The organism is Curtobacterium sp. PhB115, from assembly GCF_003752025.1.
Classification (GTDB): Bacteria; Actinomycetota; Actinomycetes; order Actinomycetales; family Microbacteriaceae; genus Curtobacterium.
Map to the genome: position 1 here is coordinate 198,443 of NZ_RJKR01000008.1, position 19,328 is coordinate 217,770.

Consider the following 19,328-nt stretch of genomic DNA (forward strand, 5'->3'; position numbering starts at 1 on the left):
GCGCCGGTGAACGAAACCGGTACCGGCACCACCCCTACTGCTGCCCGCCCAACCCGAGGAGCGCATCCCGCAAGCCCGCTCTGGTGGTCACGCCGAGCTTCGGGAACAGGCGGTACAGGTGACCGCTCACCGTGCGCGGTGACAGGTAGAGCTGGTTCGCGATCTGCTTGTTCGTGAACCCCGCCGCAGCCAGCGACGCGACACGACGTTCCTGCTCACTGAGCTCGACGGACGGGTCGACGGCCGTCGTGGACGGGACACCGGCTCCGCCGGCGACGCGCAGCTCACCCTCGGCCCGGGTCCGCCAGCGCGTGGCGCCGAGGACCTCGAAGGTGCTCGCGGCGAGCCGGAACTGGGTCCGCGCCTCGAGCGAGTGCATGCTCCGTCGGAGCCAGTCGCCGTAGGCCAGCCGCACCCGCGCGACCTCGAACGGTGCGACCTCGCTCTCGACGGTCGCGAGTGCTTCCTCGAACAGGGACCGGGCATCGGCGCCGGTGTCGAGGACGGCTCTGGCGGCCTTGAGGATCATCGACCGCCGCGGGGTGGTCTGCGCGCCCTGCGCGCGTTCGGCCGCGACCACGAGGGAGACACCGTGGTCGGTCAGGCGGAGCCGGGCGGCGGACTCGACGGCGTCGAGCAGCTCGATCGGCCCGTAGCTGTTCTCCAACCACCTGCCCACGGCGGGCGGTCGCGTCGCTGAGCGGGCGTAGGCCTCCTCGAACCGTCCGGTGGCGACGTCGAGCGACGACCGGGCGTGGTCGGCCGCTCGGGCCACGAGCGGCGCACCGTGCTGGAGCGCCCACCGGGTGGCGCTGTCCGCCTTCTCGGTCGCGGCCTCGCTCTCGCCCTGCAGCGAGTGGATCAGGGCCTGCAGCGCTTCGGCCAGCGCGACGAGGGTCCCGGCGCCCCACTGCTCGGCGCGCTCGCGGACCTGTTCGAACGCCCGGCTCGCGGTCGTGAGGCGGCCGGCCTGGTACGCGGTGACGGCCTCGCGGCAGGTCGTGAAGTACCCGAGGAGCCCGTCGTTCCCGCTGCGGCGGAGCATCGCGTCGACGAGTTCGCGACGCGGGTCGGTCGCGTCGAGCAGCGTCCACGCGACGTGCAGCGCAACGGCCTTCCACGGTTGCGCGTCGGCCGCCGAGATCCGCGCTTCGCGGTACATCGCGTCGCGATCGGCGTCGGGACGGTCGGGGTCGAGGCAGTCCTCGACGAGTCGCAGCACGGGGTCGAGGTCACGTTCCGCGGTGATCGCGAGTGCCTCGTCCCACCACGAACCGTCACCGCGGAGCCAGCAGAGCACGAACAGGGCGACGACGAGCACGTCGTCGTCGCCGTCGGGGCGTTCGAGTGCCGTGAGGACGGCGCGCTTCCCGGCCCGGACGTCACCGGTCCGGAGCGCGCGGACGAACTCGAGCGCGCCGACGAGGGCGGGCTCCTGGCGTTCGTCGCGGAGCGCGGCCCGCTCGGCCTCGGCATCGACGAGTCCGAAGTCGCCGGTGAACGCCCCGATCGCCGCGGCACGTGCGCGGAGCCGGGCCCGACGGGTGTCGGACGAGGTCAGGCGGGCCGCCTCGAGGAGCGCGGTGGCGGCGTCGTCCGGGCGGCGGAGCCGGAAGGACTCGTCGACGAGGGCGATCAGCCGGGGGACGAGGCAGTCGTCGTGCCTGGGGGACGCGGACGCCTCTGCGAGTACCCGGAGCCGCTCCGGCACGCCCGTCGAGGCCGCGACCAGCGACCGGACACGGCGGAGCTCGGCCGGGGGTGTCGTCGCGAGGAGGTGCACCCGGACGAACGGGTCGCGGAACGCCGGTCCCGACGCACCCTCGACGACCAGCGGGCGCAGGCCCGCGTCGAGGACCGGTGCCGCCTGTCCGTCCCATGCGACGTCGTCGGCGAACTCGACGGATGCGACCGCGAGGACCAGGGCCGCTTCGCGCGCTCCGTCGGAGAGCCCGTCCAACGCGTGGGCGGCAGCGTCGGTCGTGGGACCGAGGCGTGGGTAGGACGTCGGGAAGGACGCGGAACGATCGGCTGCTGGCGCGGACGACCACGCCGCGCCGACCGCGTGCAGGAGGAACGGGTTGCCCTCCGCCAGGCGGAGCAGCATCGCGATCCGGGTCGCGGGGAGATCGACCCGGTCGCGACGCAGCAGGTCCTCCGCGGCAGCGTCGTCGAGCGGACGCAGCGGCACGTACTGCAGGTCGATCCACCCGGGCACGCTGCGACGGTCCTCGACCGCGACGACGCACACGACGTCGGTCTCGTGCACCAGTCCGGTGAACACCGTCTGCAGCGTGCTCCTGGCACTCTCGGCGAGCGCGTCGAAATCGTCCACGAGCACCACGGTCCGGGCCGTGCGGTGTGCCTCGACGTCCTGCACGAGCGACAGCCACTGCCCGAGCGACGACGCGGCGATCACCGGGTCGCCGCCGGAGGACCGCAGCTCGACGACCCCGTGGCCGTCCGCGCGTGCTGCGGCCGCGATGCTGGCGAGCGCATGGGACTTGCCCGACCCGCGCGGCCCCTCGACGACCACGAACCGGTCGGTGGTGCTCGACGAGGCGTGGATCGCCCGTCGGAAGACGTCGTCGTCGTGCAGGGTCCCGCGCATCGTTCGCGCGTCCGGGATGCTGATGCTCATCGATGGCTCCTGGTCTCGTCGGCTGCTCCGGACGCTAACGGGGTGACCGAGGGCGCCACATCCCCCGGGGACGGCAGCGGCATCCCCCGTCGGCCGAGTCGGCAGAGCGGGTCATCCGACTCAGGCGTGGGTGGTCCGGGGCTGCGACGCTCGGGAGATGACCTTCCCGGACGCGCCGAGACCGGCGACCCCCACCCGCGCGGGCAAGTGGGCCGCGGAGACCGCCGGGACCTTCGTCCTCGTCCTCGGTCTGATCGGGACGGCCACGTTCTCCGCCACGGCCGACGCCGCCGCGGGCGCCGCAGCGGGCGGCGCCGACTCCACTCCGGCCCCGGTCGGGATCCTCGGGGTCGCGATCGCCCTCGGTGTGAGCGTGATCGTCGGGGCGTGTGCGTTCGGCCCGGTCTCCGGAGGGCACTTCAACCCCGCGGTCTCCGTCGGGCTCGCAGTGGCGGGACGGCTCCGGTGGCGCGAGGTGCCCGGCTACGTCGTGGCGCAGCTGGTCGGCGGACTCCTCGGGGCGGCGTGCGTCCTCGGTCTCGTGGCCGGACGTGGCAGCGGAGCGGTGCGGGAGCTCCTCGCCCGGGGCTTCGCGTCGAACGGGTACGGAGCGCACTCGCCGAGCGGTGTCGCCCTGCCGTCCGCGCTGCTGGTCGAGGTCGTCGGGACGGCGGTCTTCGTGTTCGTGATCCTCGGCGTCACCAACGCCCGATCAACCCCCTCGATCGCCCCGATCCCGATCGGCATCACGTTGACGCTGCTGCTGCTCGTCGCGATCCCGATCGACAACGCGGGCTTCAACCCGGCGCGGTCCGTCGCGACGGCGGTGTTCGCCGGCGGGCCGTGGGCCGCGCAGCTCTGGCTCTTCGTGCTCGCGCCGCTGGCCGGTGCGGTCATCGCCGGAGCGACGAACCGGGTGCTCTTCGAGACCGCGGCGTCGGCTCCGGTGCCGCAGCGGGTGGAGCGATGACGGGGGCGGCCGGCGGGCGCGTCCCGATCGACGCGCAGAGCGTGGACGCCCCGCTGTCCCGGTCGGCGGTGTTCCTCGTCCTCGACATCGGCCCGGACGACGACGACCTCGCCGCCGTCCGTGACGTCGTCAGCGGCATCGACGGGCTGCTCAAGACGGTCGGCTTCCGTGACCTCGACGCGCACCTGTCGTGCGTCGTCGGGATCGGCGCGACGGCGTGGAGCCGGTTCTCGCCGTACTCGGCGCCCGCGGAACTCCACTCGTTCGTCCCCGTGTCCGGGCCGGTCCACGACGCTCCGTCGACCGGCGGCGACCTGCTCTTCCACATCCGCGCTGAGCGCCAGGACGTCTGCTTCGAGTTCGAGCGCCTGCTCCTCCAGGCGCTGGGCACCCACGTCCAGGTCGTCGACGAGGTCACCGGCTTCCGCTACTTCGACACCCGCGACCTGCTCGGGTTCGTCGACGGCACCGCGAACCCCGTCGCGCAGGAGATCGCTGCCTCGGCGCTCGTCGGCGACGAGGACCCGGCGTGGACCGGGGGCAGCTACATCGTCGTCCAGAAGTACCTGCACGACCTCGCCGCCTGGAACGCGCTCGGCACGGAGGCGCAGGAGCGGATCATCGGCCGCTCGAAGTCGGACAACGTCGAGCGGGACAGCGACACCGAGGTCCGCCCGTCGCACAAGTCCCTCGCGACGATCGTCGACGACGCCGGCGTCGAACACGACATCCTCCGGGACAACATGCCGTTCGGCCGACCCGGCAGCGGCGAGTACGGAACGTACTTCATCGGGTACAGCGGGCAGCTGTGGGTGCTGGAACGGATGCTGGAGCGCATGTTCGTCGGTGATCCGCCGGGCACCTACGACCGCCTCCTCGACTTCTCCCGCGCGGTCACCGGTACGACGTTCTTCGCCCCGTCGCGGGACCGGCTCGTCGACCTCGCCGGGCTCGCGACGCCCCCAGCGGAACCCAGGAACCGGAACACCGACACCGACACCGACACCGACACCGACACCGATCGAGACCGGAACACGGACACCGACCGACACCGAGACGACCACGACACCGGCCTCGGCATCGGCTCGCTCCGACGCACGGAAGGACACACGTCATGAACCACCTCCTCCGAGAACTCGCACCGTTCGGCGACGACGCCTGGGCGATGCTCGATGCCGAGGCACGCGACCGGCTCGTCCCCGCCCTGACCGCACGCCGGGTGGTCGACTTCGACGGCCCCCGCGGCTGGCAGTACTCCGCCGTCGACCTGGGCCGGACCGAGCCCGTGACCGGGCCCGACAGCCGGACCGAGCCCGTGACCGGGCCCGACAGCCGGACCGAGCCCGTGACCGGGCCCGACAGCCGGACCGAGCCCGCGACCGGGGCCGAGACCCGGACCGAGCCCGCGACCGCCAGCACCGCCAGCACCGCCGGCATCGTCGCCCGACGCCGCAGGGTCCTGCCCCTCTGCGAGGTCCGCGCGACGTTCACGGTCCGCCTCGAGGAGATGGTCGACTTCTCCCGCGGCGCCACCGACGTGGACCTGACCGACCTCGACCAGGCGGCTCTGCGGCTCGCGGCGCACGAGAACCGGGCCACGCTCCGCGGCTGGACCGAGGCCGGCATCACCGGTGTCGGTGCGGCTTCGACGCAGCGGTCCCAGACCCACGACGGCACTCCGGAGTCGTTCCGCACGGCGGTCACCGCGGCCGTCGCGGCACTGCGCGACGCCGGCGTCGCCGGGCCGTACGCGCTCGCCTGTGGGCCCGTCGACTGGGCGGAGATCGTCGAGACCGACGACGGCGGGTACCCGCTCCGCAAGCAGCTCGAGGGCATCACCGGCGGCGACGTCGAGCGCACCCCCGGCATCGACGAGTCCGTGCTGATCAGTCAGCGCGGCGGTGACTTCGTGCTCACCGTCGGCGAGGACCTCAGCCTCGGGTACCTGCACCACGACGCCGACGCGGTGACCCTCTACGTCGAGGAGTCGTTCGCCTTCCGGGTGAACACCCCGGAAGCCGCAGTGGTCCTGCGCCGAGCGCTCTGACGGCCGGCGCTCGACGGGACGACCACCGGGGTGAACCGGTCGCGTCGTGCCGTCACGAGCACGGTGTTCGCCCACGGGTCGGCGATCGGCAGTGCCGACCGCACCGCCCGCCCGGCCGGGGCGGTGCTCTGCCGCAGCACCGGGTCGAGCGTGTGCCGCAGGGTGGTCACGTGTGCCTCTTCGGCGCCCGGACCGCTGAGGACCACGAGCCGGGTGCGGGCGCGCCCGACCTCTGCGCCGGCGAGGTGGACCGCGGCCAGGTCGCCGGAGCGGACGAAGCGGACCGCGCGCAGCTGCGTCAGGTGCGCCCACCACGTGACAGCCGCGGCGATGTCCGCCACCACGACGGTCTGCACCCCGGTCGGCCGGAGCGCGACGGCTGGTGTCCTGGCCACGGTCATCCCTGCAGCTGTCGCCAGCTGGTGATCTGGAAGTGGTGCACCTCGAAGCAGGCGAGGCTCATCAGGGTGCGTTCGTCCTCGCCGGGGAAGCGGATCCGGAGCGTCTGGTCGAGCAGGACCATCGAGCCGCTCGCCGCCACCCGGTTCGGGACGATCTCGAACAGCTCGAAGCTCTCCAGGATGGCCTGGCACAGGCGCAGCACCTCGGTGCGGCCGTGCACGCGGCTGCAGGTGCTCGGCTGGTAGACGACGTCCGCGTCCAGGAACGGCACGAGCTGCTCGACTTCCCGGGCCCGGAAGTTGTCGAGGAAGTCGCGGACGACGAGTTCGTTCTCGATCGACGCGGTCATCTTCGCGACGGCGTCGTCAATGGGTTCCAACATGGTGCTTCCCTCCGGGATCGGTGACGAGGTCGGTGACGAGGTCGGTGACGGGGTCGGTGACGGGATCGGTGACGGTGATGGTGACGGTCGTGGCGCCACGACGGGCGACCGGCGCCGCAGCGGGCGCGGTCGGCAGCAGGTCCGTGTACTCCGGCAGCAGCCCGTTCAGCACCGGGACCTCGAGCGTCCGTCCGGCCCGTCCGCCGGCGTCGACGAACACCCGCAGCAGAGCCCCGGGCCGGGCGTCCGTGTCCTCCAGGAGCATCTGCTCGTCGCCGGGCCTGGTGCCCCGGAAGACGGTCGCCCCGGGGCGGACGGGCAGGACCTGCGTGACGTGTCCGACGGTCGTCGGGTACGAGAACCGGACGTCCGCCTGGCGTTCGCCGGCGTTCAGCACGGTCATGCTCAGGCTCACCACGTCGCCGTCCCGGGTCAGCGCGATCGCGTTCCGGACCTCGACGTGGCCGACGTCCGCGTTCGTGCCGTTCACGACCTGCTTGATGTCCTTCGTCTCCTGCGGGGTCGTGAACGTGCAGCCGCCGAGTGCGGCGGCGAGCACCGCCACCGTGACGGCGGACGCGATGCGCATGGTGCGTTCCACGGGGTCTCCTTCGCGTTCGGTGAGGATCCGATCCTCCGAGGCCGACGCGGCTTCCCGAGTCGGTCAAATGACCGCTTCGGCGGTCGGACGGGAGGCGCGGGGCGGGCCCGCCACGGGCCTCCAGGCCGCTTCGTCCCGTCTGCAGGACCCGGTGCCGGCCACCGGGACCGGCCACGGACCGGCGCGCGGCGTCACCGTGCGCGACGGAGCAGGACGACCGAGGCGACCGCCACGAGCAGCAACGGCAGCAGTGGTGCCACCGGCGGCACCAGGTGTGCGAGGGTGGTGCCCGCGACGGCGCCGCCGACCAGCGCGACGACGACGGCTGCCTGCACCGCCCGTGCACCGCGGCGGCGTTCGGCGAGTCCCTCCATCAGGCTCGTCAACGTGCCCGTGACGAACGTCGTCGTGAGACCGGACGCCCCGGAGAGCCGCTTCGCCAGGACGGTCTGGACCCCGAGCGCGGCCGCGGACAACGCGACGAGGACGCAGCTCCAGACGAGTGGGACGGGTGCTCCGTCGACGCTCCACACGGCGATCCACACGCCGACGAGGGCGCACTGCGCGGCGAGTGCGGTGCCGGCCAGCACGCCGATCGACCGACGCGGGTACCGGTTCCCGGTGACGGGGGCTGGTGAGGCCCGGAACCCCCAGTAGGTCGCGGCGGCGAAGACGACGACGGCGGTCGAGGCACCCGCCAGGGTCACCGGCCACCCCGGGCGCGTGAACATGCCGGCGAGCACCAGGTTGCCCGTCATGTTGGCGGTGAAGATCCCGCCGAGCTGCAGGAAGGCGAAGGCGTCCGCCGCTCCCGACGCCACGGCGAGCAGGACCAGCGCCACGTGCACGCCTGAGTCGGACGGGGGAGCGTGGTGCTCGGGGATCGCGGTGCGCGGTTCGGATGTCATGCGCTCAGGTTCGTGCGCCGCGGGACGGCCGGGAAGCGTCGGATGGCCCGATCCGCGCCCGTGCCGGGGAAGTGAGTCACGCGACTCTGTCGTCGAGGGTCCGTGTGCTCCGAGAATGACCGGGACGCTGCCGATCACCCGACTGGAGCCACGATGACGAAGCTGACGAACCCGACGAGCCCGACGAACCCGACGATCTCCGGTGCGACCGCCGCGCTGCACCCGGACCGGCACCACCGACGCGGGTGGTGGTGGAAGACGCTGCTCGTCGGGTTCGCGCTCTGGGTCGTGACGATCGTCGTGACGGCCGCGACGGGCAACGTGAACCTGGTGCCGACGCTGGTCCTGCTGGGCAGCTTCCTCGTGCCGTTCTGCGTGGTGCTCTTCGCCGTCGAGCGGGTGCAGGGGTCGGTGAGCACCCTGCAACTCGTCCTCGCGTTCTTCGTCGGCGGCATCTGCGGCGTCCTCGGGGCGTCGGTGCTCGAGTCACGCCTGCACGAGAGCGTGTGGGTGTTCGTGGTGGTCGGGTTCATCGAGGAGTTCGTCAAGGGAGCGATCCTCGTGGTCGTCGGGTGGCGGGTGGTGCCGAAGACCGCTCGGCAGGGTGCGCTGCTCGGTGCGACGATCGGCGCCGGGTTCGCCGCCTTCGAGTCGGCCGGGTACGCCTTCAACGCGGCGATCAGCGCTGGCGGCATCGACCTGCCGTCGCTCCTGCAGACCGAGGTCGTGCGCGCCATCCTGTCGCCCGTCGGGCACGTGCTGTGGACGGCACTGCTCGGGGCTGTCGTGTTCGGCGTCGCCTCGCGGGGTGACCGGTTCCGCTGGTCGTTCGCCGTCCCGCTGGCGTACGCGGGGGTGGCGATGCTGCACGCGCTCTGGGACTCCACGTCGGAGATCGCGTCGACGCTCGCGCTGGTGCTGACGGGCAACGCGGCGGCGCTCCGGCGCGGGTTCCTGCCCAGTGGGATGGAGCAGGCGGTCGGGGACCTCGCGACGACGCTCTACGTCGTGGGCATCGCGGTGGACGCCGCGATCGGCGTGACGGTGCTCGTGCTGGTGCTGCGGCACGCGCGCACGGCGGCCCGGGCCCGCGGCTGACACGTCCCGCGCGGGGGCGCGGGCGGGCGGCGCGCCTGGTGCGCACCGTCCGCCCCGTTCCCCGCTGTCAGACGCGTGCCGCGAACGGCAGCGAGCGGCCAAGCCGGACCCCGTACTGCGCCACCGCACGCGCGACCTCGAGCCGGTCGCTGTCGTACGTCGCGAGCGCGGCCTCGAGCGGCCAGCGACCGAGGGCGTCGCTCAACGCCAGCGCGTCCCCGGCCGCCTTCGCCGCACCCATCGCGGTGTGCGGCCGGACGACCGCGGCGGCGTCGCCCGTCAGGACGACACGGTGCGCGGTCAGCGCCGGTGCGACGTAGTCGACGATGCCCTGCAGGAACGGTTCCGGCTCGGCCACCACGGCCGCGGCGAACGCCGTCGGGAGCTCGGCGACCGCATCGGCGCGCAGCTCGTCGCGGAGGAACTCCGGCAGGTCGCCCGGCGCCAGCGACTGGTCGGTGGCGCTCCGGCCGGAGTCCCGCATGATCCGCGCGAGCTGCTCCGCGGTGATCGGCCGGTACCAGACCCAGTTGTAGCGACGGAAGCCGAACCCGGTGTCGCCGGCCGGCCCGGGCACGAGGTACCCGAGCATGTGCGAGCCGGGCCCGTTGTAGAACGCGAACCGTTCGAGGAGCACCGCGGCGGCATCGTCGTCGAGCGCACCCTCGGGGACGAGTCCCCGCCACGTGCTGTAGCCGACGTACTGGTTCGTGTGGTCCCGGGGTGCGACGAACTGCCGCACCACCGAGTTCGCACCGTCCGCGCCGACGACCAGGTCGAAGGAGCGGACCAGTCCGTCGTCGCAGACCACCTCGGCGTGCGTGTCGTCCGAGCGGACCTCCTCGACGCGGTGGCCGAGCAGGTACTCGTCGTCGTCGAGGAGCTCCCGGAGCGTGACCCAGAGGTGGTCCCAGGACACCTGGGTCTGCGGCGTCCGGTCGCGCTGCACGACCCGGCCGGACCGGTCGAGCGTGATGCGCTCCGCCGCGACGACCCCGACGTCCGCGGCCTGGTCGAGACCGAGCCGGTGGAGCACGTCGTACAGGTCCTGCTGGGCGACGAGCCCGGCACCGCGTCGAGCGAGTCCCCGGGAGGACCGCTCGAACACGGTGACGTCGTGCCCGTCCTGCTTCAGCAGGGTCGCGACGAACAGGCCTCCGAGCGAGCCGCCGACGACGGCGACGCGACGGGGCGTGAACGAAGGGTGTCGAGTCGTCATGGTCCGGTTCCTACTCGAGGCGTCGCTTCTCGTCTTCCTCGGCCCGTCGTTTCTCTTCCTCGCGGGCCTCCTCGAGCTTCTCGATCGCTTCCTCGCGGGGCGTCTTGTCGGTCATCGTCGGTCCTCTCGTTGGGTGGTGGACGTGGTCTCCCGGGCTCCGGTCAGGAACGCGAGGACGTGTTGGACGACGTCGGCCGGCCCGATCGCGGGCGTGGCGCTGCCGCGCAGGACGAGCGCACCCCGCCACCGCATCTCCGCACGGTGCGCCAGGTGACGGAGGCGGTGGACCTCGGGATCGAACGCCAGGCGTTGCACGGCGTCGGGTTCGACGGCCGGCTCCTCGACGCCGCCGTGCGCCACGACGCCGAACGCGTGCTCCGGGTACCGCGAGCCGTCGAGCACCGCGTCGGACCAGGCCCGCGCCAACCGCGGGGCGCGGCGCCCGTGCACCGCGAGGAGCAGGACGACCTCGTCCGCCCGGGTCACGGCACGACGTTCGGCGTCCGGGTCGAAGGCGTCGTGCTCGTACGTCGCGTAGAGGTCACGGACCGTCGCGCGGGGGACGTCGGCGACCGCGGCCACCAGGTGCTGGTCGAGGTGCGACAGCGGGAGCGCCGGATGTGCGACGACGAGGAGCAACCGGGTCGCCTCGACGGATCGGGTGTTCGCTCGCACTGGCCGGCTCCGTTCCGCGTCTCCCGCGTCGCGTCTGGCGCATCGCTGGGTGTCCGACGAGGCTACGGAGGCCGCGCGATGCGCGGCTAGCGACGTTTGACCCGACGCGGGCGCGTCCCGCGAGCGGTTCGGGGGCTGTCGCTGCCGCGACGGCGGACGGGAGGCCCGTGGCGGGCCCGCCCCCGCCTCCAGGCCGACGGTCGGTCCCGTCGACCGCCGGGCGCGCGTCAGGCGAGTGGGCGCCGGCCCGGCCGTCGCTCGGCGACCTCGAGCACCACGACGATCGCCGCCACGAGCAGCGCCGTCGCGACCAGCGACGCACCGGGCACCCCGATCGAGGCGAGGATCAGCACGGCGAGCACCACCACGACGGTGTTCCAGCCGACCGACAGCGACGGCCGGAGCGCGAGCGCCCAGATCGCGAGCACGAAGAGCGCGACCGGCACCGCGATGGTGGCAGCGACGGACGCGTGCGAGAGGTCGGCCTCGCCGGCGTCCGCGCTCACCGCGACCTCGATGCCAGCCGGGATCGCCCCGGCGGCGGCGAACACGAAGTAGTGCCCGTAGCCGAACACGAGCGCGGTCGGCAGGCTCCTGATGTGCTCGTGCTGCTCCCGCGAGAAGTAGATCCACCAGAGCCCCGCCACGATCACGAGCCCGGCTGCCGCGAGCACGAGCAACGGTCCCATGTGGTCGGCGTGCGCGAGGCCGTCGATGACCGCGTTCGCCGAGGCGACGAGCCCCTCGCCGAGCACGATCAGGGTGAAGAGCGCGTACCGCTCGGCGATGTGGTGCGTGTGCCACGGCGTCGTCTCGGAGGTCCCCTCGGCGATCGGCGGGACCAGCACCTCGAGCAGGACGAGGACCGGAGCGACGAAGGGCATCGACCCGTCCGGCAGCGCGAGCATGCCGACCCAGAGCGCCTGCACGATCACGATCCCGACGGCGTACCGGAGCGCGGTGCGGCGGTACCGCGGGGACGACGCCGCCACGCGGAGCCACTGCGCGACGAGGGCCAGGCGCATCACCACGTACCCGATGACCGGGATGGTGAAGTCGCCCTCCGTCATCGCGGCGTGCACCCCGGCGGCGAGCACGAGGACCCCCGCCATCTGCACGAACGTCATGATGCGGTACAGCCAGTCGTCGGTGTCGAACGAGTTGGCGAACCACGTGAAGTTCAGCCAGGCCCACCAGATCGCGAAGAACACCATCGCGTACGACAGGATCGCGGAGCTGACGTGGCCCTCGGTCTCGATCTCGTGCAGGTTCGTCGCGGCGAACCCGACCGCGACGACGAAGACCAGGTCGAACAGGAGCTCGAGGGGGCTGGCGGCGCGGTGGCCCTCGGCGGGGTCGCGGGGCGCCATCCGGCGCAGTCCGATCGTCGTCACTCGGTATGCCTACACGAGGAACGGCCCCGGGCGGTACCCGGGGCCGTTCGTGTGCGTGCTCGTGCTGCGTGTGCGCGCTCGCGGTGCGTTCGTGCGTTCGTGCGTGCGTGCGCGCTCGCACTCGTGCTCAGTAGAAGTTGCTGGCCTGCGAGTGCGCCCATGCGGAGCACGGGGTGCCGTACGCCGCGCTGATGTACTGCAGGCCCCACTTGATCTGGGTGGTGGCGTTGGTCTGCCAGTCGGAGCCGATCGTCGCCATCTTCGAACCGGGCAGCGCCTGCGGGATCCCGGTCGCGCCGCCGTTCGCGTTCACGGCCTGGTAGTTCCAGCCGGACTCCTTGGTCCACAGGTTGTCGAGGCACTGGAACTGGTCGGCGCCCCAGCCGTACTCCGACGACGCGAGCGAGGTCGCGGTCGCCTTCGCGCCCGCGACGGTGTTGCCGGCGGCGAGCTTCTCCGCGGCTGCGGCCGCTGCAGCAGCTGCGCGCTTCGCCGCCGCGGCCTTCGCGACGGCCGCGGCCTTCGCGTCGACGTCGCGCTTGTCCTGGGTGGCGCTGGCGGTGGCGACGTGCTCGACGGAGGTGACCGTCGTCGAGATGCGGCTCGTGAGCGCGGCGCCGGAGAGCTCCGGGTAGTCGCTGAGCGCATCGATGTGCCGTTCGAGCGAGGCGGTGTCGGTCTTGTCGTTCGCGGTCGCGACGACGGTCTTCGCGGTGGAGATCGTCGCCGCGGCCTGCGCCCGGTCGAGCGCGGTGCCGTGCAGCGCCGGGTCGGCCGTGCCGTTCGCGGTCGCGCTCGCCGACATCGTCGGGACACCGAGCGCTTCGCCGATCGCGGGCTGGGTGCCGACGGTCACGGCGCCGCCGGCCACGGCGAGGACCGCTGCTCCGCCGACGATGAGCGTCGCGCGGTGCCGGAGTGCTCGGCGCATCCGGCGGGTGGGGGAGTCCAGGGCCTCACGTCGTGTCGAGGCGGTGGTGGTGGGGAGGTCCGAGGTGCGTCCTGTCATCGATTCCGGTGGTTCGGCGGCTCGTGGGCGGACTTCCTGGACCAGCGCGCCGGGGGTGGTGCGGCGTGCTGGTGACGCGCGTCGGGTGCGGCAGTGCTGCGCAGCATCGCTGCGCAGCTGTGCTGGTCGCACAACGGTGACGTCGTCGTTGGGGGAGTCCGCGAGCCGGTGGGGACCGGACGGTGATGTGGGGCCCGTCCGTCCGCCGGGGCGGCCGTGGGGGACCGCCGGCTGGCGAAGTCGACACCCTCACCCGCGGACCTGGACGACGGGTCCAGGAACACTGGCAGAACGGTCCGTCCACCCGTTGGTAACGGTTCGGTAACGGCCCGATCAGGGGTCGATCGCGCTCAGGACGTGTGAGGTTCCTGGGTGCCCTCGCCCTGCGCGACGCGCTCGAGGGCGTCGAGGGCTCCGGCGATCGCATCGACGTCGGATTCGCCGAGTTCGGCGATGAGCTCGGCGACGATGCCGGTCCGGGTCGTCCTGGCCCGTTCGACCGCTTCGATGCCGGCTGGAGTCGCCGTCACCATGAAGGCGCGGCCGTCGCGCGGGTCGGCCTCGCGCTCGATGAACCCACGCTGCTCGAGCTCGGTCAGGATGCGGGTCATCGTCGGCTTCGTGACGACCTCGATCCGCGACAGGTCGCCGGGACGCAGCGGTCCCTCGCGCTGGATCGTCGCGAGCGCGGACACGATCCCGTAGCCGAGTGTGGCGGAGTCGGTGCGTGCCCGCCGGTTGATCCGCCCCACTGCGGCGGCCAGGCGTGCGGCGACCTCGGTGCGGTCCGTCGGGCGGGTGCTCATGTGCTGCTCCGGGTGGGAGAACGGGTGGTCGCAGCGATGCTATCGGCTCACGGGCGCAGCAGACTGGGAGCGCCGTCCGCGCGTCCATCGGTCCCGAGACGGTCGTCCTGGAGGCCCGTGGAACGCAGACCGCCCGCCTCGCGTTGACGAGACGGACGGGTTCCTGTACGACGGTACAGCCGGACTCAGCGCTTCTCGCCCGGCAAGAGGTGGATCGCCTCGGTCGCGAGCTCCGCGGCGATGTTGTCACCCGACTCCGTCGCCTCGCGCAGGCGGCGGAAGTCGGCGGTCATCTGGTCCCAGTCGACGAGCTCGTCGAGGTTCGGCAGGCGGAGGCGGAAGGCCAGGCCGTCCATGGTGTCGCGGCAGACGCGCTGCAGGTTGTCGTTGCCGCACTCGGCGACGAAGAGCGCGAACACGTCGAGCGCGTCGTGGTTGACGGCCGGGACGTCGTGCGACTCGAACTCGGCGATGGTCTTGTCGAGCTGCGCCAGGACCTTCTTGCGGGTCCCGGCGGTCAGGCGCGGAACCGCGAGACGGACCACTCCGCCGAACAGGACGCCGAGGGTCTGCATCGCCTCGAGCACCTCGTCCGGGTCCGGAGTGGTGACCCGCGTGTACCGGTTCGGGGCCATCTCGATGAGGCCGGCGCGTGCGAGCTGGCTGAGGGCCTCGCGGATGGGGGTGCGTGAGACGCCGAGCCAGGCGATGAGCTCGTCGTCGTTGAGGCGCTCGCCCGGTTCCAGCGTGCCGTCCATGATCGCGGCGTGGATCTTGTGCCGGACGGTGTCGCGGAGCAGCTGGTGCTCGGTCGGGGCACTGGTGGGGACCGGCATGCGTTCTCCTTCGGGATCGAGCGCGGTCGATGCACGCGCACGGATCACCGTACCTGATATGCGACCGGCGTTGCGCTCGGATCAGGGAGTGTCACGTGACGGTGCGGTCCGGTCGTCGCGGGCGTCGCGGGCGTCGCGGGCGTCGCGCTCATCGCGCTCGTCGCGTTGGTCGCGTTGGTCGTGTTCGTGCGTCATCCTGGTGGTCGCCGGGTCCTCCGTGCCGCCGTACCAGCGGTCGAGCACGGCCCGGAACGGTGCCGGGTCGGTCGCTGCCCGGGCGAAGAGCGTCATCGAGGACCGCAGCTTGATCGCGTCGATCCCGCCGAGCAGCTCGTCGGCCGAGCGGGCCGGAGCGGCCGCGACCACGGCGGCGGCCTCCAGGAGACGCGGGCCGAGCACCGGGTGCTCCAGGTACGCGCGGGCTTCGGGGAGCCCGGCGATGCCGTACCGCTCCGCGGTCGCGCTCCGTCCGAGACCGGCGAGCTGCGGGAACACGAACCACATCCAGTGCGTGCGCTTCCGGCCGCTCCGGAGTTCGGCGAGGGCGTCGTGTTGCACGCCCTGCTGCGCCCGGACGAAGCGGTCCAGGTCGAACAGGTGGCCCGCGTCGGTGCCGGCCGGCGCGTGCTCCTGACTCACCGGACGACACCGCCCCAGGCGTACCGGACCGTGGTGCCGTCGAGCACGAGGAGCGAGTCCGGCTCGCGGTCGAACAGCCCCGGCATCCCGACGGCGTCCGGCAGGTCGCCGTCAAGACGGTCCAGCCGCGCCGAGCGGACCACGAGCGGTGGGTGCTGCCGCTGCCAGAAGAGCGTCTGCGCGAGGTACCGGGCGTGGATGCCGGCCCGGGTGGTGAGCTCGGCGGCCAGCGGGGTGTCGACGGGGTCGCCGGCGGTCACCCGGACCGAGGCTGCGTGCCGCGGACGAACCGTCTCCGCCGGGCGCTCCTGCCGCAGGGAACGCACCCACCGGACCGGGTGCCGCACCCGACCGGTGTGCCGGACCGAGCGGTGTGCCACGGTGTCCCCACGTCGGCGGGAGCCCGCGTGCGCGAAGGTGTACGGCACCCCGAGCAGGGCGTGCGCCGCGACGATGGCCGGCACATTGTCGGTGTCGACCGTCCGGTACGTCACCCCGCGACGCCCCTCGCCGTCCACCGTCAGGATCTCGATCGTCACCTCGGTCATCGTGCCGAGCCGGCCGGCAGAGGGGAACGGCGGCACCCGGGTCTCGCGGAACACGTACGCCGTCAGCCCGACCCAGGCGCTGCCGTCGACGACGTCCGGGCGGGTGCCGCGGGGGACGAGCCGCTGGAGCGACTCCGGTTCGTGCCGCCAGTGTGCGAAGACCACGTCCTCCCATGCGTGCTGGGTCACCGGCCGGTGCAGCAGGGGGACGGCCGCCCGGGTCCACGACGGCTGGGTCACGGCTTCGGCGCGTGCCGACCGACGCGCACGGCCCAGAGGACGAGCGGGGCCTGCAGTGGGAGCCGCAGCACGGACACCAGCCGCATCGCCCGACTCGACCGCGGGCTGTCCAGCAGGTCGTTCGCCATCTTGAGGTTCGCGGGGAAGACCGCCGCGAACAGGGCGGCTGCAGCCCACCCTGACGCGCGTCGGGTTGCCGGCACCAGGAGTCCGGCGGCGATGCCGAGCTCCGCGGCACCGGAGGCCACCGTCGTCAGGCGCGGAGGGAGTGCGTCCGGCACGATCCGGTCGTAGCCGCGGGGTCGCAGGAAGTGGGTGACGCCGGCTCCGCCGAGGATCACCGCGAGGAGGGTGGCAGTACGGGTCGCACGTCGGATCCGCTCACGTCGTCGCATGCCCCCATCGTGCTCGCCGGTCCTCGGAGGCACCCGGGCGTGCCGCTCAGGGGCGTGCTACTCAAGTCAGTGCGGTCGCGACGAGGTCGAGCACCGCCGTCGCCACCTCGGCCTTCGTGCCGGAGGTCTCGCGGACCACCTCGCCGCCGGGCACCAGGACCTCGATGGCGTTCTCCTCGCGCTCGAACCCGGCCGTCCAACCGACGTGGTTCACCACGAGCAGGTCGGCGGGCTTCCTGGCGATCTTCGCGCGGCCGAGCTCGATGCGTGCCGCTCGGTCCGGTTCGGTCTCGGCGGCGAAGCCCACCACGATCTGGCCGGTGCGCCGGTTCGCGACGAGGTCGGCCAAGACGTCCGGGTTCCGCACGAGCTCGAGCGTCATCGTCTCGCCCTGCGCGTCCTTCTTGAGCTTCTCGGCGTGGACCTCGGCCGGTCGGTAGTCGGCCACCGCGGCGGTCATCACGACGACGTCGGCGTCGACCGCTGCCGCGTGCACCGCCTCGGCGAGCTCGAGCGCGGACCCGACCGGCACGACCGTGGCATCGAGGTCCGCGAGGAGTCCGGCGTCGACGTTCGCCGCCACCAGGGTCACACTCGCACCCCGCTCCGCGGCGTCCGCGGCGATCGCGATGCCCTGTCGTCCGCTCGAACGGTTGCCGACGAAGCGGACGGGGTCGAAGGGCTCGCGGGTGCCGCCGGCACTGACCACGACCGAGACGCCGGCGAGGTCGCCCTGGTCGCCGCGTGCGCCGGTGGCGGCCGGGAGGCCCGGGTGGTCCCCGGCACGCCGGCCCGCGCTGGCAGGACGGTCGAGCACGGCGAGCGCGGCCCGGACGATGTCCTCGGGCTCCGCCATCCGTCCGATCCCCGCGTCGTCGCCGGTGAGGGCACCGACCACCGGGCCGACCAGGTGCACGCCGCGCTCGCGCAGGGTGGCCACGTTGGCGCGCGTGGCGGGGTGCTCCCACATCTGCGGGTGCATCGCGGGGGCGACGACGACGGGCGCCTCGGTCGCGAGCAGCGTGGTACCGAGCAGGTCCCCGGCCAGGCCGTTCGCCATCCGTGCCAACGAGTCGGCGGTCGCCGGGGCGACGATCACGAGGTCGGCGCGACGACCGAGCGCCACGTGCCGTACTTCGGCGACGTCGTCCCAGACGCTCGTCGTGACGGGGTTCCGGCTGAGGGCTTCGAGGGTCGGCAGCCCGACGAAGCGCAGGGCGCCCTCGGTCGGCACGACGTGCACCTCGTGGCCGCGCTTGACCAGGTCGCGGACCACACCGACGGCCTTGTAGGCGGCGATGCCCCCGGTGATCCCCACGATGACGGTCAGGGCGCGCTCTGCTGCTGCGTTCACGTCGATCACGCTACCGGGGGCACGTGCGAGGATCGACGGCATGTGCACCGTCGTCGTCCGCGTCGACCCCGGGGCTGCGTGGCCCGTCACCGTGCTCGCCCTGCGGGACGAGTCCCCGGAGCGTCCGTGGGACCCTCCGGCGGCGTGGTGGCCCGATCGAGACCCGGAGGTCCGCGGTGTCCGTGACCGTACCGCCGGTGGCGCCTGGCTCGCAGCGTCCGACCGTGCCGGCCTGGCCGTGGTGCTGAACCGCGGCGAACCGGTGCCGAGCGCGGACGGCACGTGGACGACCCGCGGGGTGGTGCCGGTGGACGCCGTCGCCGACGACCTGCTGCCCGGGCACGACGGCACCCTGCCGACCACCCGCGCGTTCAACCTGGTGCGGGCGACGGCCGAGGGTGCAGCGGTGCTCACGTGGGACGGCACCCGCGTCCGGACGACCGAACTCGGAGCCGGGGTGCACATGGTCACCCACGGTGAGCCGGACGACCCCGCGTCGCCGCGCATCGGCCGGTGGCTCGAGGCCTTCCGCGCCGTCGACGCTCCGGTCGGACCGCCGGTGCTCGGCCCCTTCGACGAACTCCGGGCAGCGGATGCCGGCGACGACCCCGGTGACGGGTGGGGCGGGTGGTTCGGGCTCCTCGCCGAGTCCGCGGAGCTGCCGGCCGACCACCCCGACGCCATCCTCCGCGACGCGCACGAACGGGACGGCCACTTCGCGACGCTCTCGATCGTCGCCGCGGCGATCGGCCCCGGCCGCACCGTGCTCCAGCACGCCCGCCTGACCGAACCCGGTCGCCTGGACGGGTCCGTGGAGCTGCACCGCGCCTGACTCGGGCGGCCCGCCGGACGCGCCCCGTGCCTCCCGGCCGCGCGGGCCCGCCCCGCCCACCCGCGCTCCGCCCCCGCCCGCCCGTGCGCGGGCCCGTGCCCGCGCCCGCGCGCCCCGCAGTGTGCGAGGTTCCGCGCACTGTGCGACCCCGAAGTCGTCCCACCGTGCACGAAACCTCGCACGGTACGGAACCGCCCCTCGCACCGTGCGACTTCGGGCGAACCGCCCCTCGCACCGTGCGACCCCGCGCTGCGCGCCTCGCAGTGTGCGAGGTTCCGCGCACCGTGCGGGGCCGAGTCGTCCCACCGTGCACGAAACCTCGCACCGTGCGG

20 protein-coding genes are annotated in these 19,328 nt (G+C 73.2%); 5 read left to right on the top strand and 15 right to left on the bottom strand.

Annotated features, from left to right (window positions below):
- Positions 1-34: 34 nt before the first annotated feature.
- A complete protein-coding gene (locus EDF19_RS12450; RefSeq protein ID WP_123681195.1) occupies positions 35-2,641 on the bottom strand; it encodes a helix-turn-helix transcriptional regulator in 2,607 nt (868 codons plus the stop codon).
- A gap of 157 nt (positions 2,642-2,798) precedes the next feature.
- On the opposite strand from EDF19_RS12450, the gene EDF19_RS12455 reads away from it, so the two are divergent.
- Genes EDF19_RS12455 through EDF19_RS12465 form a run of 3 tightly spaced genes read left to right on the top strand, consistent with a single transcriptional unit; the run spans position 2,799 to position 5,658 of the window.
- A complete protein-coding gene (locus tag EDF19_RS12455) occupies positions 2,799-3,611 on the top strand; it encodes an aquaporin (protein WP_123681196.1) in 813 nt (270 codons plus the stop codon).
- On the top strand, positions 3,608-4,729 hold the full coding sequence (locus EDF19_RS12460) for a Dyp-type peroxidase (protein ID WP_123681197.1): 1,122 nt from the start codon (positions 3,608-3,610) through the stop codon (positions 4,727-4,729). Before EDF19_RS12455 ends, EDF19_RS12460 begins: the two co-directional genes overlap by 4 nt.
- The gene (locus tag EDF19_RS12465; protein WP_123681198.1) at positions 4,726-5,658 is read left to right on the top strand and encodes a family 1 encapsulin nanocompartment shell protein; all 933 of its coding nucleotides are present in this window, start codon (positions 4,726-4,728) and stop codon (positions 5,656-5,658) included. Before EDF19_RS12460 ends, EDF19_RS12465 begins: the two co-directional genes overlap by 4 nt.
- Here the strand turns inward: EDF19_RS12465 and EDF19_RS12470 are convergent.
- The 4 genes from EDF19_RS12470 to EDF19_RS12485 form a co-directional block, all read right to left on the bottom strand.
- Positions 5,586-6,053: a hypothetical protein gene (locus EDF19_RS12470; RefSeq protein ID WP_148071097.1), complete on the bottom strand. Its 468-nt coding sequence runs from the start codon at positions 6,051-6,053 to the stop codon at positions 5,586-5,588. The genes EDF19_RS12465 and EDF19_RS12470 overlap by 73 nt on opposite strands.
- A gap of 2 nt (positions 6,054-6,055) precedes the next feature.
- Positions 6,056-6,442 carry a nuclear transport factor 2 family protein gene (locus EDF19_RS12475; RefSeq protein ID WP_123681200.1) on the bottom strand — a complete coding sequence of 129 codons (387 nt, stop codon included), beginning with the start codon at positions 6,440-6,442 and terminating at the stop codon, positions 6,056-6,058.
- Positions 6,426-7,043 carry a hypothetical protein gene (locus EDF19_RS12480; protein ID WP_123681201.1) on the bottom strand — a complete coding sequence of 206 codons (618 nt, stop codon included), beginning with the start codon at positions 7,041-7,043 and terminating at the stop codon, positions 6,426-6,428. Before EDF19_RS12480 ends, EDF19_RS12475 begins: the two co-directional genes overlap by 17 nt.
- Before the next feature lie 191 nt (positions 7,044-7,234).
- Positions 7,235-7,951 (bottom strand): YoaK family protein, encoded by a 717-nt coding sequence (locus EDF19_RS12485; protein WP_123681202.1) that lies wholly within the window; start codon positions 7,949-7,951, stop codon positions 7,235-7,237.
- 153 nt (positions 7,952-8,104) lie between these two features.
- Here EDF19_RS12485 and EDF19_RS12490 point away from each other — a divergent pair, with 153 nt between their 5' ends.
- Positions 8,105-9,049 (top strand): PrsW family intramembrane metalloprotease, encoded by a 945-nt coding sequence (locus EDF19_RS12490; protein ID WP_123681203.1) that lies wholly within the window; start codon positions 8,105-8,107, stop codon positions 9,047-9,049.
- 67 nt (positions 9,050-9,116) lie between these two features.
- On the opposite strand, the gene EDF19_RS12495 is transcribed toward EDF19_RS12490, so the two are convergent.
- The 10 genes from EDF19_RS12495 to EDF19_RS12540 all read right to left on the bottom strand — a co-directional run bounded on the left by EDF19_RS12495 (position 9,117) and on the right by EDF19_RS12540 (position 18,140).
- On the bottom strand, positions 9,117-10,268 hold the full coding sequence (locus EDF19_RS12495) for an FAD-dependent monooxygenase (protein ID WP_123681204.1): 1,152 nt from the start codon (positions 10,266-10,268) through the stop codon (positions 9,117-9,119).
- A 111-nt stretch (positions 10,269-10,379) separates the two neighbouring features.
- Positions 10,380-10,943, bottom strand: coding sequence for an NAD(P)H-dependent oxidoreductase (locus EDF19_RS12500; RefSeq protein ID WP_185022821.1), 564 nt, complete (start codon positions 10,941-10,943; stop codon positions 10,380-10,382).
- A 227-nt stretch (positions 10,944-11,170) separates the two neighbouring features.
- A complete protein-coding gene (locus EDF19_RS12505; RefSeq protein ID WP_123681205.1) occupies positions 11,171-12,337 on the bottom strand; it encodes a low temperature requirement protein A in 1,167 nt (388 codons plus the stop codon).
- 127 nt (positions 12,338-12,464) lie between these two features.
- Positions 12,465-13,346: a phospholipase gene (locus EDF19_RS19175; RefSeq protein WP_185022822.1), complete on the bottom strand. Its 882-nt coding sequence runs from the start codon at positions 13,344-13,346 to the stop codon at positions 12,465-12,467.
- Positions 13,347-13,696: 350 nt separating this feature from the next.
- Positions 13,697-14,152: a MarR family winged helix-turn-helix transcriptional regulator gene (locus tag EDF19_RS12515; RefSeq protein ID WP_123681206.1), complete on the bottom strand. Its 456-nt coding sequence runs from the start codon at positions 14,150-14,152 to the stop codon at positions 13,697-13,699.
- 185 nt (positions 14,153-14,337) lie between these two features.
- The gene (locus EDF19_RS12520; RefSeq protein WP_123681207.1) at positions 14,338-14,988 is read right to left on the bottom strand and encodes a GntR family transcriptional regulator; all 651 of its coding nucleotides are present in this window, start codon (positions 14,986-14,988) and stop codon (positions 14,338-14,340) included.
- Between the two features lie 81 nt (positions 14,989-15,069).
- Entirely contained in the window at positions 15,070-15,627 is a 558-nt protein-coding gene (locus tag EDF19_RS12525; RefSeq protein ID WP_311317111.1) for a DUF1810 domain-containing protein, read from the bottom strand.
- On the bottom strand, positions 15,624-16,415 hold the full coding sequence (locus tag EDF19_RS12530) for a YqjF family protein (protein ID WP_185022823.1): 792 nt from the start codon (positions 16,413-16,415) through the stop codon (positions 15,624-15,626). Before EDF19_RS12530 ends, EDF19_RS12525 begins: the two co-directional genes overlap by 4 nt.
- Complete coding sequence (locus EDF19_RS12535; RefSeq protein WP_123681209.1) at positions 16,412-16,810, bottom strand: hypothetical protein; 399 nt, start codon at positions 16,808-16,810, stop codon at positions 16,412-16,414. Before EDF19_RS12535 ends, EDF19_RS12530 begins: the two co-directional genes overlap by 4 nt.
- Positions 16,811-16,871: 61 nt before the next feature.
- Positions 16,872-18,140: a phosphopantothenate--cysteine ligase family flavoprotein gene (locus EDF19_RS12540; protein ID WP_123681303.1), complete on the bottom strand. Its 1,269-nt coding sequence runs from the start codon at positions 18,138-18,140 to the stop codon at positions 16,872-16,874.
- Between the two features lie 64 nt (positions 18,141-18,204).
- Between EDF19_RS12540 and EDF19_RS12545 the strand changes: the two genes are divergently transcribed.
- On the top strand, positions 18,205-18,996 hold the full coding sequence (locus EDF19_RS12545) for an NRDE family protein (protein WP_185022824.1): 792 nt from the start codon (positions 18,205-18,207) through the stop codon (positions 18,994-18,996).
- Positions 18,997-19,328 lie beyond the last annotated feature (332 nt).